Origin of the sequence: Neobacillus niacini NBRC 15566 (genome assembly GCF_001591505.1) — a bacterium.
Lineage (GTDB): Bacteria > Bacillota > Bacilli > Bacillales > Cytobacillaceae > Neobacillus > Neobacillus niacini.
The window spans coordinates 52,603-69,354 of record NZ_BCVA01000019.1; the positions used below are offsets into that span (position 1 = coordinate 52,603).

Genomic DNA, 16,752 nt, shown 5'->3' on the forward strand with positions numbered 1-16,752 from the left:
TAATGGAAAAAAGAGGAGGAAATTGACATGACAAATATTAGAGGAGCTTTTCCAGTATTAATTATCCCGATGACAAAGGAGCAGGAAATTGATTGGGGCGGTGTAAGGAATAACGTAAACTATTTTGTTGATCAAGGAGTAGCAGGTATTGTCATTAATGGAAGTACAGGTGAATTCGTTAGTTTAACAAAGGAAGAGAAGTATCAAATGGTTGAGGTCGTTATGAAAGAAGTAAACGGTCGTATTCCAGTCATTGTTGGTACTGCGGCGGAAACCACAAAAGAAACAATTGAGAATACGAAACAGGCTGAAGCTCATGGTGCTGACTGTGCACTGATTATTAATTCTTATTACGCGAAACCAAAAGAAGATGAAATCTACTTCCATTTTAATGAGGTGTCCAATGCAGTAAATATCCCTATCATGCTCTACAATAACCCATTCACATCCGGTGTAGATATGAGCACTGAGCTCATGCTTAAAATCGGAAGAGACTGTGAAAATGTTACACATATCAAGGAGTCAAGCGGGGACATCCGTAAGGCAAGGGATTTAGCAAGACAAGCAAAAGGGGATTTTGAAGTATTCTGCGGGTCAGAAGAATTGGTGATGGAATCTTATTTCGTTGGAGCAACGGGATGGATTTCTGTCGCTGGAAATATCGTACCAAAGCTAGTAACAGACATGTACAATCATTTCCAAAAAGGGGAACTTGACCAAGCGTGGGAAATCAACGACCGGATTCTGCCTCTCTGTACGTTCCTTGAAGGTTCCGGAAAATATGTTCAAATTGTTAAGCGGGCAATGGATTTACTTGGTCAAACAGGTGGGCCAGCCCGATATCCGCGTTTAGGTTTAACTCCGGAAGAGGACCAAACGCTCAAAGAAATTTTAAAGAGTTTAAATACTGTGTCTCTTGTTTAAAGGGAGTTTGTTCTAGAAGGATAGTAAAAAAACATTAAGGAGGAAGGTCAATGTTAACAGCCCAACTTGGATTAAAACCGAAAGTGAAAGAGTTTTTAGAAGGTAAAATTGAGCTTTTTATCGAAAGTAAATTTGTTCCGTCCGTCAGCGGCAAAACATTTGAAACCTTGAATCCTGCAACAGAGGAAGTACTTGCAGTTGTGAGCGAAGCGCAGGAAGAAGACATTGATTTAGCTGTTAAAGCGGCAAGGAGAGCTTTTGAATCTGGACCATGGCCAGATATGAGCGCCGCGGAAAGAGCACGGGTTATTTACAAATTTGCTGATTTGATTGAGGAGCATAAAGAAGAACTAGCCCAGCTGGAAGCATTAGACAATGGCAAGCCCTACGCTGTTGCATTGGCAGATGACATTCCGGCTACAGTTGAGCAGTTCCGCTACTATGCTGGCTGGGCAACGAAAATCCTTGGCCAGACTGTGCCGATTTCTAAAGACTATTTGAATTATACAAGGCATGAGCCCATTGGCGTTGTTGGACAAATCATTCCCTGGAATTATCCATTAACGATGGCATCATGGAAAATGGGTGCTGCATTGGCAACAGGCTGCACCATCGTGTTAAAGCCAGCTGAACAAACCCCATTATCCATCCTGTATGCTGCGAAGCTTATTCAGGAAGCAGGTTTTCCACCTGGAGTGGTCAACATCGTTCCAGGATTCGGGGTAACAGCAGGTGCAGCTATCGTCCACCATCCTGATGTAGATAAGGTTGCTTTCACTGGTTCAACCGCTACCGGCAAATATATTATGCGCCAGGCGGCTGAAACGATTAAAAACATTACTCTTGAGCTTGGCGGCAAGTCGCCAAACATTATTTTGGAAGACGCTGATTTAACAGAGGCGATTCCCGGGGCATTTAATGGTATTATGTATAACCATGGACAAAACTGCAGTGCCGGCTCCCGGGTATTTGTCCACAGAAAACACTATGAGCATGTAGTAGAAGAATTGGCGAAAATGGCCAATCAGGTAAAACTGGGATTTGGGATGGATCCAAATACTGAAATGGGTCCTCTCGTATCGGAAAAGCAAATGGAGCGGGTGCTAGGCTATATTGAAAAAGGAATCGAAGAAGGGGCAAGGGTAGCGGCCGGAGGTAAAAAAGTATTTGATAAGGGATATTTCGTCCAGCCAACTGTGTTTGCTGATGTAACGGATGACATGGTGATTGTCAAAGAGGAAATTTTTGGACCAGTGGTTGTTGTATTGCCGTTTGATACAGTGGAAGAAGTCATTGAAAGAGCAAACAATACGCCATATGGCCTTGCTGCTGGCGTTTGGACGAAGGATATTAAAGTGGCACACAAAGTAGCAAACAAGTTAAAAGCAGGAACTGTCTGGATTAATGATTACAATTTAGAGGATCCGGCAGCAGCTTTTGGCGGATATAAACAATCCGGCATCGGACGGGAAATGGGGACCTATGCACTTGATAATTACACAGAAGTCAAAAGTGTCTGGGTAAACATCAAGTAACTATTTTAATAGATATGTTGTGAAAAAAGAAGCAGGCTGTCTCCGGCAGCAGCTTTCTTTTTTCAGAATAGGTTGGAAGTACTTATATAAAACGGATATCTTTATCTAGGGATTTTTGAAAATTCTATATTGTTAGCGCTTACGATTGTATGGATGAAACGGAGGCTGGAAAGATGGAAGAATTCGTTAATTGGCTGGCGGGACTAGTATGGGGGAATGGCCTGGTCATCCTTGCATTAGGTGCAGGCTTAATCTTCACAGTTGCAACGCGGTTTGTGCAAGTTAGGTATTTTAAAGAGATGATTAAATTATTGTTCGAAGGAAAAAGCTCTGAGGAAGGAATTTCCTCATTTCAAGCATTTTGTTTGGCTTTGTCCGGGCGTGTAGGTGTTGGCAATATAGCTGGTGTCGCCACCGCCATTGCTTTCGGGGGTCCAGGAGCGGTTTTTTGGATGTGTGTAATGGCGCTATTAGGAGGCGCAAGTGCTTTTATAGAATCAACGCTAGCCCAAGTATACAAAACGAAAGTTGGAAATGAATACCGTGGAGGAACTCCATATTTTATTGAAAAAGGTTTAGGACTTAAGTGGTTTGCTGTTTTGATGGCCGTGGTGGTAACCATCTCTTATGGGTTTTTGACACCAGGTGTCCAGGCAAATAATATTGCTGCTGGTATGGAAAATGCTTTTGGTATAAATAAAATAGTCACTGGTATTTTCTTAGTTGTTTTACTTGGTGCGATTATTTTTGGGGGAGTTAAACGAATCGCCAGTGTTTCGCAAACCGTTGTCCCTTTTATGGCAGCAGGATATGTAGTAATGACGTTTGTCATTTTAGCTGCAAATATTAAAGAAATCCCTGAAATGATATCACTTATTATTACTAGTGCATTTGGAGTAAATCAGGCATTTGGAGGAATTGTCGGTGCTGCTATTGCTTGGGGTGTTCGGAGGTCGATTTTTTCAAATGTGGCAGGTGCCGGTGAAGCAACCTATAGTTCGGCAGCGGCTGAAGTATCTCACCCTGCAAAACAAGGATTGGTACAGGCATTTTCTATTTATATTGATACAATTGTCGTTTGTACTGCAACTGCCTTGATGATTCTTGTAACAGGAATGTACAACGTTACACCTGAAGGGAAAGAACCAATTGTTCAACCGCTAGAAAATATTGAAGCAGGCCCTGCTTATACACAGATGGCAGTGGAAACCGTTATACCGGGGTTTGGATCAGCGTTTGTTTCGATTGCCATATTCTTCTTCGCTTTTACCACCTTAATGGCTTATTACTATATTGCCGAAACAACACTTGTTTATTTAAGTGGAAAACAAGATATTCCTTGGCTGAAAACAATCTTAAAAATTGTCTTGCTAATCATGACATTTGTTGGATGTGTATATTCAGCATCAACAATGTGGGCGCTGGGGGATATAGGATTTGGATCGATGGCGTGGTTAAGTTTTATAGCAATTTTACTATTAATCAAACCGGCTTTAAAAGTATTAAAGGATTATGACATTCAAAAAAGGGCTGGGAAAGATCCGGTGTTTAATCCAATTAAAGCTGGCATAAAAGGTGCTGATTTTTGGGAGGAAAAGTGTATTGAGGTAGAAAAAAAATCTTCTTTAGATAGTAAATCAATTATATAACAACTAGATTTAGAGCTTATGCGTAAATTTTATTTTCCGAGAGACTTATAAAGGAGGGCATGATACTAAATGCAAAATCTAACACAATTAAGGGACCAGTTCGATGAATTAGGGGTTAATGCACTATTAATTACGAATGGCCGGAACCGCAGATATCTTACCGGTTTTACCGGGAGTGCCGGGGTTGCTGTTATTACAAAAACAGAAGCTGCCTTATTTGTGGATTTTCGTTATGTTGAACAAGCGAATTCGCAAGTTGAAGATTTTTCGGTCATCCAAATATGTGGAACAGTCTATGAAGAAATATCGAAAATGCTTGATCGATTAGGCGTTACCCTTTTAGGCTTTGAAGCAGAAGATGTAACCTATCAAATATTTTCACAGTACAAAGAGAAAGTAAAGGCTGAAATGGTTCCACTCACCGGAGTTATTGAAATGCTTAGGATGATTAAAACAAAAGAAGAAATTGAAAAGATAAAAACAGCTGCAAAAATTGCCGATTCTGCATTTACTAGGATATTAGACTTCATACGCCCTGGTGTAACGGAAATTGAAGTAGCAAACGAATTAGAATTTTATATGAGGAAATTGGGGGCCACGTCATCTGCATATGATATCATCGTGGCTTCTGGTCAACGCTCTGCACTTCCCCATGGAGTTGCGAGTACAAAGTTAATTGAAACAGGAGACATGGTGACACTTGATTTTGGTGCTTACTATCAAGGGTATCGTTCTGATATGACAAGAACAATCGCAGTAGGCGAACCGAGAGCAGAATTAAAAGAAATATATAATATTGTGTTTGAGGCGCTATCAAATGCCCTTGCAGCTATAAAACCAGGGATAACAGGTCAGGAGGCTGATGCATTCACTAGGGATTATATAACAGAGAAAGGCTATGGAGAACAGTATGGACATGGATCTGGACATGGCATAGGATTAGATATTCATGAGGAACCTTTCATGTCTCCGAAGTGTAATATATTTCTAAAACCTGGAATGATTGTTACTGTTGAGCCAGGTATATATATTCCCGACCTAGGCGGTGTACGAATAGAGGACGATATTTTAATAACTGAATATGGAAATAAAATAATTACAAAATCGCCTAAGGAGCTTATTATTTTGTAGTGGGAAATTCGATTTAGTCAATAGAGGGGCAAATTGCCCCTCTATTATTTTTTATTCTTTAGAGCGACAAAAATCTCTATGTGAACTTTTGGAGTATAAGCCTCTATAAAAGAGTATTTGTTTTTATATAAAGATGGTAGTTCTCATGATTTACTTCCGCTAGTGGAACAAATTTAATTTGTTCTGCTTCATATATAAAATGATTCGTTTCCTCAATTCTTATAAATTTTTTATGAAGATTCTTCTCATTTATTGGTAATTCTAAGTAATTTTCCTGATCTGAGATGGCTGCTAAAATATATGGCCCATAGGCTATAGAAACAATGTTTTTCTTATCGGGTGTAGCTTCAAGTCTCAGGGTCGGAGAAAATTGGATAGATACTTTATCACCTTTTATCCATTGTTTTTCAATTATTAAGTATCCAGATAGTTCTTTGGCATGATACTCCAATTGATTAACCGAAACTTTCACAGCACCCTTATGCCAATAAGGTAAGCGTATCTTTAGCGAATTTTTCGCCAATTTTGTTATATGCAATTCAAAAGATCCTAAAAATGGGTCATGAACTTTTTGCTCTATTTGTATGCCGTTTTCCTTATCGTCAATTTCAGAAGAGACAAACAAATTCACATACAGTGATTCTTTATCTGTAAAGTACAGAGCTTCTGTGTATTTGAAGTGATTTTCTAATCCTGTACCATGACAGCAAGTATTTTCTCTATCAAATTCTTTTCGACTGCCTGGTCGGGTTGGCATGAAATACGTGCTTGCTCCTTTACACTCATGATCTGTACTTGAAAGGATATGATTGAACATTGTTCTTTCGTAATAATCCATAAATCGTACGTCATTTTCATATTCATAAAGATTTTTTGTTAATTTTAGCATATTATAGGAAGCACAGGTTTCTGCAGTATTGTCGGAAATATTTGTCCCAATTTGTAAAGGCTGTTTAAACATTTCTCCCTCACCAGTTCCGCCAATTGAATAAATATGTGCGTCTACCACGGATTTCCAAAAGAAATGAGAGATTTCGTAGTATTTTTTCTCTTTTGTGGTATCGAATATTCTCATTGCACCGATTACCTGCGGAATGTGTTGATTGGCATGTAGTGAACCCAATGCATCAATCTTTTGTTCCATTGGGAAGAATAATCGATCATTGTCAAATAGTTTTGCTGCCTTAATATGTTTTTCCTTTTTGGTATACATATATAATTCAGCTAGTGATTCATTCATTCCACCCAATTCGCCAGCAATATACATGCCCCACATTTTTTTCAATTGTTTGTTTGGTAATACACTTAGACGATTGTATACCCAATCCCCAAGTTTATCGGCAATGGTTAATGCTAAATCAATTTTGACTAAATTGTAACTATCTAATAAGCCGGCAAATATTTTATGCAGTGTATAATAAGGCGCCCAAATTTTGGGGTAACGGGTATACTGTTCCAAAAGATCGAATTGTTCTTCGGAATAGCCACTGAGAAATCCGTATCCATAGTTTCCAGTTGCTTCAAATGCCAACTGAACTTTATTAAGTTCAGAGATCATATAGGTTAGTTTTTCAAATATAGTTTTATTATCCGTTGCAGCATAACATAAGGCGAGTGCAGATAGATAATGCCCTGTAGTATGACCTCTAAGTAAACTATCTGGTGAATCCCACCCAATCATTTCAGGAGCACCTTTCGTATCCAAACCGGAAGTTTTTCTAAAGTTATATAGCATCTGATCGTCATTAACAGAAAGTAGAAATGCTAAACGCCGGTCCTGAGCCTTCTTGAAAAGTGTGTTCTCTTTTAATCGAACTTTGGTAGTCGAAATACTATTTACTTTAGTGGATTTGTCCTGGTGAATATCTATTTTTCTTTTAATGTTGATTGTTGCTTTTATTTCATAATCTGTATCAGTTAATCTTCCATAAACAGTTTTTTCACCAATATCATCATATCTTTTTCTCTCTTCTTCGTTCCACGTAATTGAGTGTGCAATTACATCGCCACGTTTTGTTTGAATGGCTACTACTGATGCAAGGTAAAATTCTTCATTTACTTTCTTTTCAAGAACAATTGGAAAAACTTTTTCTAATTGAATTTTGTTTTCTTCTTCTAAAATATTCACTTCATAAATCTTATCCATTGAGAATTCGCCATATGAAAAAGTTGCAGTTATTGGAACTATTCGATCACCTTTACCATATTCTGGTCGATGAACTCTGCCTGTACCATCAATCCAGCGGTCATCCTTTGAACGCCAAGTAATGTCTGATCCAAATTTTCCTTCAGTCGGAAGTTTTATATCAAATTCTACTGTTTTTAAGTTTCCTAGATATAAAGCTTCAATATCTTTTTCAACAATTTCCCTATCACTTAAAACATCTAACATTATTTTTCCTCCATTCATTATTTATAAAACGCTTACATAAAGAGTATACAAAAAAGGGTCATTATTGTCGGTAGTTAAAAAATAAGATTAGGTGGTTTAAATTGACTATATATATTGTAAACTTTCATTTCTTCCTTTGAACGCCATTAATTATGCTTTTTAACCTTTCAATAGATTTTTAGAAAACCCCAATAAAAAAATCAGCGACTATCTGCTGATTTTTTTATTGGGGCATTTTTGATGTTAGCAAATTTTTATTACTTTTCTTTCATGTTGACCCATTTCTTCCTGGAGCAATCGTGTCAATAGAGTGGCAAATTGCCCCTCTATAATTTTTTATTCTTTATTTAAATGTGTCCGGTAGTAAGCTTTACGAAATTCTGTAGGGGTCAATTTTTCGTATTTCTTAAATAGCTTCATAAAGTATTTCTCATCAGAAATTCCAACTGCATGTGCAATCGATTTAATACCTATGTTTGTAGAAGACAACATGTCTTTTGCTTTAGATATTTTGAGCATGTGAATATATTCTTGGATATTTATACCATGCTTTTGCTTGAAAACACGAGATAAATAGTCTGGATTATAATTAAACTGTTCAGCAATAGAAGCAACTGAAATAGTATCCATTGCATGTATACGTAGCCATTCAACAATTTTAACTAGATTTTTATCAGCTTTTGTTTTTTCTTTTGTTGTTTGGAAATTGGAAAGGGATTGTTCTGAGATTTCAATTAACAGGGACGTGACTAAATAATCAACACTTCGTTTGTTATAGTAGTTTGCATTAGCTACATCTTGTAATTGATTAAATAGTATATTGATTCTCTCAATTCTTTGAGGAATTGAATAGATTGGTATAAATATATGTGAGTTCAATCTATCATAATCAGGATTAGAACGAAATGCTATTACCTCTTCCTCCATAGTCTTATCATCAATCAATGAAAAATTATCACTAAAATAAAAATGACACCAGTAAAATGATACTCCAGGATTACACAGCTTATAACCTTCATGGGTGTGTAAAGATAATACCAGAAGGATATCCCCGGGTTTTACTTCATATTGAATGTCATCTTGCATTATGTAAAGTGTTTCTTTTACACCAATAATGATTTCGAAACTTTTAAGGTTACGTTTAGTATGTATCCAAGGTTCATTTGAAACAAATTGTCCACAAGAAATAAATTCAATAGGAGTATTTACATCTGATTTCAGAAATTGCCTCAATATATTTCACCCTTACTGTTTAGGAATTTACCAGTTTACATCCTCTTCATTTCTTTTTTAAAAAGTCGTTTTTGTACACCTAATGTTATGGTTGGACTACTGACAATATTTGTTTCTAAATGCTATCATTTTAACTAATCAAACTATTAGAAAAATTCTAATATTAATTGATTACAAGATGTTAGGTAATTAAATACTATTTTATCAGAAATGTAGAAGACCCCGCTAACAAATTACCTAGGAGGTGTTACAAATTTACATTAAAATTTGAAAGCGTGTTCATTTTTTGAAATTTTAAGTAAAACAAGAAAATTGAAGGGGGAAGAACTTTTTGAAAGATACTGAAATTAGAAAGCTTGAAAATGTTAAAATCACAGATAGTTTTTGGAGAAGTCGTATGGATGTGATCCGTGATGAGGTTATCCCTTATCAGTGGGAGGCTTTAAATGATCGTATTCCTGATGCTCCTGCAAGCCACGCAATGGAGAACTTTAAAATTGCAGCTGGTGAATCTACCGGTGAATTTTTCGGTTTTGTGTTTCAGGACAGTGATGTGGCAAAATGGTTAGAAGCTACAGCATATAGCTTAGAAACAGATCCGAATCCTAATTTAGAAAAAACAGCTGATGAAGTCATTGATTTAATTGGAAGAGCACAACAAAAAAATGGCTACTTGAATACGTTTTTTACGGTAAAAGAACCGGATGGGAAATGGAGTAATCTTCGCGACCAACATGAAATGTACTGCGCAGGACATATGATTGAAGCCGCCGTTGCCTATTACCAAGTTACTGGAAAACGAAAACTGCTAGATATAATGTGCCGTTTTGTTGATCATATCGATTCCGTATTCGGTAAAGAAGAAAATAAGATAAGGGGTTATGATGGCCACCAAGAAATAGAATTAGCATTAGTTAAATTGTATCAGGTAACAGGAAATGAACGTTATTTAAGCCTTAGTAAACTCTTTATTGATGAGCGTGGTCAGCAGCCTCACTTTTTCGATTTAGAAAAGGAAGCAAGACATGACGATAAAAAATTCTGGTGGGATGACGCAGAGTTCGGTCCATATAGCTATCATCAAGCACATTTACCAGTTCGAAAACAAAAAGAAGCGGTTGGGCATGCAGTAAGAGCCATGTATATGTATACGGCGATGGCCGATTTGGCGAAAGAAACAGGAGACGAATCATTAAAGGAAGCAACTGAAACGATGTGGGAAAATGTAACACAAAAGCAAATGTATATTACTGGTGGTGTAGGATCCCAAGTCTTTGGGGAAGCATTTTCCTTTGATTATGATCTTCCAAATGATACGTGCTATACCGAGACTTGTGCATCAATTGGATTAGTCTTTTGGGCAAATCGAATGTTGAATCTTGAAAAAAATAGTAAATATGCGGATGTAATGGAGCGGGCTTTATATAACGGGACAATCAGCGGAATGGATCTAAGTGGAAAGAAGTTCTTTTATGTTAATCCATTAGAAGTACACCCGAAATCAAGTGAAAAACGACATGATAAAGGACATGTAAAGCCAGTAAGACAAAAATGGTACAGCTGTGCATGCTGCCCGCCAAATCTTGCTCGATTAATTGCATCAATTGGACATTATATTTATTCGGTTAACCAAAATGAAGCGTTTGTACACCTGTATATGGGAAATAAAGCAGAACTGAATATTGGCGGACAGAATGTGCAAGTGGTTCAAGAAACCAATTATCCTTGGGATGGACAGGTGAGGATCACGCTTTCTCCGGAAAAGTCTATAGAATTTACAATCGCAGTCCGAATTCCGGGATGGTGCCAAGGTGCCGTATTAAAAGTGAATGATCAATTTATTGAAGTGAATACCTGCCTAAAGGATGGCTATGCATATCTAACACGCCTTTGGGAAAAAGGTGATGAAATTGAACTTCATTTTCCAATGCCAGTTGAACGAATTCGTGCGAATCCGAATGTGCGTGAAAATGCTGGGAAGGTCGCATTACAGCGGGGACCTGTTGTGTACTGTTTAGAGGAAGCTGACAATGGTGCAAATTTACCGAGCATTTCCTTACCAAAAAATTCAAAACTCCAAGTAACCTTTGAAGAAAATTTGCTGGATGGAGTCTGTGTGGTAACAGCCCATGCAGAGCAAGTTGACGAGACTGCATGGAATGGAGAACTCTATAAACCTATTGAACGTAGGACGAAACCAATTTCAATTAAAGCTGTTCCATATTTTTCATGGTGTAATCGAGATCCTGGTGAAATGCTTGTATGGATAACAGAAAAGTAACAATTTAGAAACTTATGTATAGTTCTTTACTGCTATAATTTTTTAATCCAATCACTATCAACAACTTATTTTTAAATAAGTCAGTTTAATACACCCTGGAAGCAAAGACCTACAAGAAATTCTGTATTTCAATTAATCTAGCAACTAAAAAATAAGATGTTTCAAACCTTTCTATTTCTTGACATCCTCGAAATCACATAATTTTGGTTGGAGTAAAAAAATGAGATAAGGATGTGGAAAAATGACAAAAAGTAAGTCTTATCTTGCAATTTCTTTGGTACTAATTTTGATTGCTGGATTGTTATCCGGTTGTTTTGGTGGCAATAGCGCAGCTGGAACGGATGAAGAGAGCGGCGGTAATAGTGATGCTGTCCAATTAAAGTTTACTTATTGGGGAGGTCCGCTGGAGAAAGACTCCATTGAAGCTTTATTGAAAGCGTTTAACGACTCCCATCCAAACATTCAAGTGAAAGGACAACAAGTCCAGGGGAGCTATATTGAAAAAATGACAACAATGGCATCTTCTAAAACGCTGCCTGATATAGGTTATTTCCCAGAGGGAAGTTTGCCGCCTTGGCTTGAAAGCGGCGCAATTAAAGACTTAAAACCTTTATTTGATTCAGGTGAAATCGGAAACAAATTAAAATATTCCATTTTTCAATATGAAGAAAATGGGCCGATTGCAGGATCCAGTGTAGCCAATGAAGTAACAAATATTTATTACAACAAAGATTTATTTGATGAGGCAGGGGTCGAATATCCACCAACAAAAGCCGAAGAAGCTTGGACATGGGACGAATTTGTGGAAGTAGCTAAGAAATTGACGGTCGACCGAAACGGTAAACATCCTGATGAAGATGGATTTGATTCAAAAAATATTAAAACTTATGGAGTTAATAACTTTACCTACCATTATGAGACAATCCTTTTTAGTAACGATGGAGGAGTTGTTTCTGAAGATGGGAAGGATATTATTCTTGACGAGCCTGAAACAATCGAAGCATTACAGAAAATGCAGGATTTAATGTATGTTCATCATGTAATGCCAACACCAGCTAACCTATCTACGATTCCTAATGTTGATACTGCACTTCTTACAAAGCGGGTAGCCATGAATATTGATGGTCATTGGGCATTGCAAGAGCTTGGTAAGGCTAAAAAGGAAAAAAATCTAAAGTTAGGAATTGGTGTATTACCTAAAATGAAAAAGGCTGTAACAACAAGTTATGGAACGCCAATTGTTGTGTTCAATAATGACAACACAAAAGAAAATTGGGATGAAACAAAAGAATTTTTAAAATTCATTATGAATCCTAAGAATAGCTTACCGTTAATTAATGGCGGTTTATGGATGCCAAATGAAGAAAGTTGGTATACGGATCCGGACTTAATTAAGGAGTGGACCGATACGGAAATTCATCCAAAGGAATTTAAAGAAGCAGTTATCGATTGGGCTATGACAAATGTTCGCCAAAATCCAAACTATTACTGGGGGGACCGTTCTGAGGCAAGTCAGATTATTTCTCCAGGATTAGATCAAATTTGGACGAATAAAAAGAGTGCGGAAGAAGTTGTGAATGATGTCATCATGCCAAAATTAAAGCAAAAGTTTGGCGATAAATACCAATAAGTGGTACCTGCTTAGAAGGGTTTGTTACGAGGCAAATGTCTTCGTAACAAACCACTATATTACGATGGTGACGAAGGAGGGATTGAATGAATATTGAAAATATTCCTTTGGGAAATAATCGTACTAGAGGGACTGTTAAAGTAAAAGGAATCAATAATATTCGTCGAAAAGAGATATTTTGGGGTTATTTTTTTACTCTACCTGCTATTTTAGGTCTACTTATTTGGACAATTGGCCCCATGATTGCTAGTTTGTATTTTAGTTTTACAGATTATAAGGTAGTTGGGGACTTTCAGTGGATAGGGTTTCAAAACTATACTGAAATTTTCAAGAACGACCTAAATTTTAAAAAATCGCTAATTGTTACTTTTTACTTTGCTATTGGAAGTACTATATTTACCCTTGCTGCAGCCTTATTTGTTGCCATCCTTATGAACATAAGTGTAAAGGGGCAGTCACTATTTAGAACCATGTTTTATTTACCTGTTATCGTACCGGCAGTTGCCTCCAATATATTATGGCTATGGTTGTTTAATCCTGATTTTGGTTTATTAAACAGCATATTAGATTTTGTTAATCTTCCTAAACTTATGTGGATTTATGACGAGTCTACTGTTATTCCTTCATTAATTTTATTAAGCATGTGGAGCTGTGGTGGAACAGCATTAATATTTCTAGCAGGCTTACAAGATGTACCCAAACAATTATTAGAGGCAGTAGAAATTGACGGAGGAAATTGGTGGCATAAATTTAGATTCGTAACAGTTCCGTCGATTTCACCGGTTATATTCTTTAATCTTATCATGGGATTAATTGGCTCCTTCCAAGCTTTTACACAAGCCTATGTTATGACGGAAGGCGGACCGAATAATAGTACATTATTTTATGTCTTTCTCATTTACCGTGAGGCGTTTCAAAAAAATAATATGGGATATGCAAGTGCACTGTCTTGGATTTTATTCCTAGTAATTTTAATTTTCACTTTGTTTATCTTTAAGTCATCGAAAAGCTGGGTGCATTACGGGGGAGGTAAGTAAGATGAAACTAAAAACTGTAAATCGATCAATATCATTATTCGTATTAATTGTAGGAGCTATAATTAGCTTAATCCCCTTTGTATGGCTCATTCGCAGTTCTTTAATGACTACAACTGAAATATTTGAGTTTCCACCAAAACTTCTTCCGGAAGAGTTTCAGTGGTCGAACTACGTAGAAATTTTTTCAATCATCGACTTTTTACTCTACTTTAAAAATACGTTAATTATTTTAATTCCTGTTCTAATTGGGACCATTCTTACCTGCTGTATGTGCGGCTACGGTTTTGCTAGATTGAAATTCCCAGGCAGGGATATGTGGTTTGGTTTAATTCTTGCCACCATGATGCTCCCTGGAGCGGTTACACTCATTCCTACATTTTTAATGTGGTCTGAACTGGAAGCAATTAATACATTTTGGCCGTTGATTATCCCTGCCTTTTTTGGCGGCGGAGGTTTCTTTATATTTTTAATGCGTCAGTTTTTCATGAATATTCCTAGAGAACTTGATGAATCAGCATTAATTGATGGGGCAAGCCATTTCCAAATATTCACGAAGATATTGCTTCCATTAGTAAAGGCCCCGATGCTAGTAGTTGGCTTCTTTACCTTTATGGGCGTTTGGAATGATTTTTTTGGTCCATTGATTTTCTTAAATGATGAAGCAAAATATACGTTAGCCCTTGGTCTTTTACAATTAAAAGGATCATACGCAGCTGACTGGCATCTTATGATGGCGGCGGCGGCAGTCATGACGTTGCCTGCAATTGTTATCTTCTTTATCGGTCAGCGATACTTTATTGAAGGTATTAGTTTAACGGGTATAAAGGGTTAGTCACCAACCTAACCCTTTATTTTTTTAGGACAATATTTTTTTGATTAGAAGGGAGTTTATAAATATGAATGTGCTACAGCAAAAAATGTTAAAACCAGTATCTTTTACTAAAGTAGTTATCGATGATGCTTTTTGGTCCCCGCGTATAAAAGTCAATCGGGAGCAAACGATTCCTCATCAATATCAACAATGTAAAGAAACAGGTAGAATTGATGCTTTCAAGCTAAATTGGAAACCAGGCATGGATAATGAACCACATATATTTTGGGACTCCGATGTAGCTAAGTGGCTGGAAGCTGCAAGCTATAGCCTTGCAACCCATCCAGATCCTGAATTGGATAGGTTGGTGGACGAGGTAATTACCTTAATTGCTTCAGCACAACAGCCTGATGGGTACCTTAATATTTACTTTACGGTTGTAAAACCAGGTGAACGTTGGACCGATTTGCGTGATGCACATGAATTATACTGTGCAGGTCATTTAATTGAAGCGGGGGTAGCTCATTACGAGGCAACGAAAAAACGAACACTATTAGATGTTGTCTGCCGCTATGCCGACCATATTGATTCCGTATTTGGACTGGAAGAAGGGAAGAGACGAGGGTATTGCGGTCACCAAGAAATTGAATTGGCGCTTGTTAAATTGTATCGAATTACCGGTGAAAAACGTTATCTAAAATTGAGTCAATTCTTTATTGATGAACGTGGCCAAGAGCCTCACTATTTTACGCAAGAAAAAGTGGATAGAAAAGGATTTTTTGATGAGTTTATGAAGTATCTAGACAATATTAAAGAGTATAACCAATCTCATAAACCGGTAAGGGAACAAAGTAAAGTGGTTGGACATTCTGTTAGGGCAATGTACATGTATTCTGCCATGGCCGATCTTGCTGGAGAATTTGGAGACGAGTCACTCTTAAAAGCATGTGAACGATTATGGAATCATTTACATACGAAAAATATGTTTATTACGGGTGGAATTGGCTCAACTGGAAAAAATGAAGGTTTTACCTACGATTATGATCTTCCGAATGAAACGTCATATGCAGAAACCTGTGCAGCCATTGGGTTAGTTTATTGGAATCAAAGAATGCTTCAGTTGGAATGTGATGGAAAATACGCTGATGCAATGGAACGAGCTCTTTATAATGGTGTCATTAGCGGTGTCTCATTAGACGGCAAAAAGTTCTTTTATGCGAATCCTTTAGCAAGTATTGGGGATCGTCATCGTAAGGAGTGGTTTGGCTGTGCCTGTTGTCCTCCGAACCTTGCTAGATTACTTGCTTCTTTGGGTGGTTATGTTTATTCACAAACGGCCGATGACCTTGTTGTCCATTTATATGTCCAAGGAGAAGCAAAGTTTGACTTACATGGACAGCAAATTATATTCAAACAAAAAACAGAGTATCCTTGGAATGGCAGTATAGCAATCAAAATTAACTTAGATAAGCCAGATATTTTTGGTGTTAAATTGCGAATTCCTGATTGGTGCAAAAGGGCAAAATTAATAGTGAATAACGAAGAGATAGAAATTGCCGGCAAACTTGAAAAAGGATATGTCAGAATTGAACGCGAGTGGAAGAATAACGATTCGATAGAATTAGAGCTTTATATGCCAATTGAAAGGATGTATTCTCATCCCAATGTCAGACAAAATGCTAATCATGTGGCCATCCAAAAGGGACCAATAGTTTATTGCTTGGAATCAATAGATAATGTGGACTCCTTGCATAAACTTTCTCTTACTAAGGAAGGAATTCTTACTTCCATTTATGATGAAACACTTCTTGGCGGTGTAGTTAAAATCGTAGGAGGTGCAGAGCTTGCCGATGATCTTAAATGGGAGGATAAACTTTATTCGACCGACAAACCAAGGAACAAGCCTTTTCAAATAACAGCCATTCCATATTATGCTTGGGATAACCGAGAGCCGGGACAAATGAGGGTTTGGATTCAAGAGGAAGTAAAATAATCGTGGAAAAGGGAGGAAAAGAATGCACAGGAATTTGATTTAAAAGATGTTGCCATTTTGGCGGCCAATTTAAGCATGCGATGTAATTTAAACAAGGAATATCTTCTGCAGATGGAACCTGATCGTTTGCTTGCCA

The 16,752-nt window shown here is 37.3% G+C and carries 11 protein-coding genes; 9 read left to right on the plus strand and 2 right to left on the minus strand.

The genetic code is table 11. From position 1 onward, the window contains the following. Window positions 1–27: 27 nt before the first annotated feature. The 4 genes from dapA to BANA01_RS15180 all read left to right on the plus strand — a co-directional run bounded on the left by dapA (window position 28) and on the right by BANA01_RS15180 (window position 5,239). On the plus strand, window positions 28–924 hold the full coding sequence (gene dapA / locus BANA01_RS15165) for a 4-hydroxy-tetrahydrodipicolinate synthase (protein ID WP_063253675.1): 897 nt from the start codon (window positions 28–30) through the stop codon (window positions 922–924). A gap of 50 nt (window positions 925–974) precedes the next feature. Next, window positions 975–2,459: an aldehyde dehydrogenase family protein gene (locus BANA01_RS15170; RefSeq protein ID WP_063253676.1), complete on the plus strand. Its 1,485-nt coding sequence runs from the start codon at window positions 975–977 to the stop codon at window positions 2,457–2,459. Between the two features lie 173 nt (window positions 2,460–2,632). Next, window positions 2,633–4,108 carry an alanine/glycine:cation symporter family protein gene (locus tag BANA01_RS15175; RefSeq protein WP_063253677.1) on the plus strand — a complete coding sequence of 492 codons (1,476 nt, stop codon included), beginning with the start codon at window positions 2,633–2,635 and terminating at the stop codon, window positions 4,106–4,108. Between the two features lie 69 nt (window positions 4,109–4,177). Then, window positions 4,178–5,239, plus strand: a complete 1,062-nt coding sequence (locus BANA01_RS15180) for a M24 family metallopeptidase (protein WP_063253678.1) — start codon at window positions 4,178–4,180, stop codon at window positions 5,237–5,239. 103 nt (window positions 5,240–5,342) lie between these two features. On the opposite strand, the gene BANA01_RS15185 is transcribed toward BANA01_RS15180, so the two are convergent. Next, window positions 5,343–7,631, minus strand: a complete 2,289-nt coding sequence (locus tag BANA01_RS15185) for a beta-L-arabinofuranosidase domain-containing protein (protein WP_063253679.1) — start codon at window positions 7,629–7,631, stop codon at window positions 5,343–5,345. 336 nt (window positions 7,632–7,967) lie between these two features. Then, window positions 7,968–8,864 carry an AraC family transcriptional regulator gene (locus tag BANA01_RS15190; RefSeq protein ID WP_063253680.1) on the minus strand — a complete coding sequence of 299 codons (897 nt, stop codon included), beginning with the start codon at window positions 8,862–8,864 and terminating at the stop codon, window positions 7,968–7,970. 331 nt (window positions 8,865–9,195) lie between these two features. On the opposite strand from BANA01_RS15190, the gene BANA01_RS15195 reads away from it, so the two are divergent. The 5 genes from BANA01_RS15195 to BANA01_RS15215 all read left to right on the plus strand — a co-directional run bounded on the left by BANA01_RS15195 (window position 9,196) and on the right by BANA01_RS15215 (window position 16,616). Then, on the plus strand, window positions 9,196–11,145 hold the full coding sequence (locus tag BANA01_RS15195) for a glycoside hydrolase family 127 protein (protein WP_063253681.1): 1,950 nt from the start codon (window positions 9,196–9,198) through the stop codon (window positions 11,143–11,145). 241 nt (window positions 11,146–11,386) lie between these two features. Then, on the plus strand, window positions 11,387–12,775 hold the full coding sequence (locus BANA01_RS15200) for an ABC transporter substrate-binding protein (protein ID WP_034676424.1): 1,389 nt from the start codon (window positions 11,387–11,389) through the stop codon (window positions 12,773–12,775). A gap of 86 nt (window positions 12,776–12,861) precedes the next feature. Then, window positions 12,862–13,812 carry a carbohydrate ABC transporter permease gene (locus BANA01_RS15205; protein WP_082799541.1) on the plus strand — a complete coding sequence of 317 codons (951 nt, stop codon included), beginning with the start codon at window positions 12,862–12,864 and terminating at the stop codon, window positions 13,810–13,812. A gap of 1 nt (window position 13,813) precedes the next feature. Beyond that, the gene (locus BANA01_RS15210) at window positions 13,814–14,644 is read left to right on the plus strand and encodes a carbohydrate ABC transporter permease (protein ID WP_063253682.1); all 831 of its coding nucleotides are present in this window, start codon (window positions 13,814–13,816) and stop codon (window positions 14,642–14,644) included. 85 nt (window positions 14,645–14,729) lie between these two features. Further along, window positions 14,730–16,616, plus strand: coding sequence for a glycoside hydrolase family 127 protein (locus BANA01_RS15215; RefSeq protein ID WP_034676441.1), 1,887 nt, complete (start codon window positions 14,730–14,732; stop codon window positions 16,614–16,616). The last annotated feature ends 136 nt before the right edge of the window (window positions 16,617–16,752 follow it).

Coding starts and splice junctions, on each gene's coding strand:
- dapA (WP_063253675.1), top strand. CDS start 28: ATGACAAATATTAGAGGAGCTTTTCCAGTATTAATTATCCCGATGACA.
- BANA01_RS15170 (WP_063253676.1), top strand. CDS start 975: ATGTTAACAGCCCAACTTGGATTAAAACCGAAAGTGAAAGAGTTTTTA.
- BANA01_RS15175 (WP_063253677.1), top strand. CDS start 2,633: ATGGAAGAATTCGTTAATTGGCTGGCGGGACTAGTATGGGGGAATGGC.
- BANA01_RS15180 (WP_063253678.1), top strand. CDS start 4,178: ATGCAAAATCTAACACAATTAAGGGACCAGTTCGATGAATTAGGGGTT.
- BANA01_RS15185 (WP_063253679.1), bottom strand. CDS start 7,631: ATGTTAGATGTTTTAAGTGATAGGGAAATTGTTGAAAAAGATATTGAA.
- BANA01_RS15200 (WP_034676424.1), top strand. CDS start 11,387: ATGACAAAAAGTAAGTCTTATCTTGCAATTTCTTTGGTACTAATTTTG.
- BANA01_RS15205 (WP_082799541.1), top strand. CDS start 12,862: ATGAATATTGAAAATATTCCTTTGGGAAATAATCGTACTAGAGGGACT.
- BANA01_RS15210 (WP_063253682.1), top strand. CDS start 13,814: ATGAAACTAAAAACTGTAAATCGATCAATATCATTATTCGTATTAATT.
- BANA01_RS15215 (WP_034676441.1), top strand. CDS start 14,730: ATGTTAAAACCAGTATCTTTTACTAAAGTAGTTATCGATGATGCTTTT.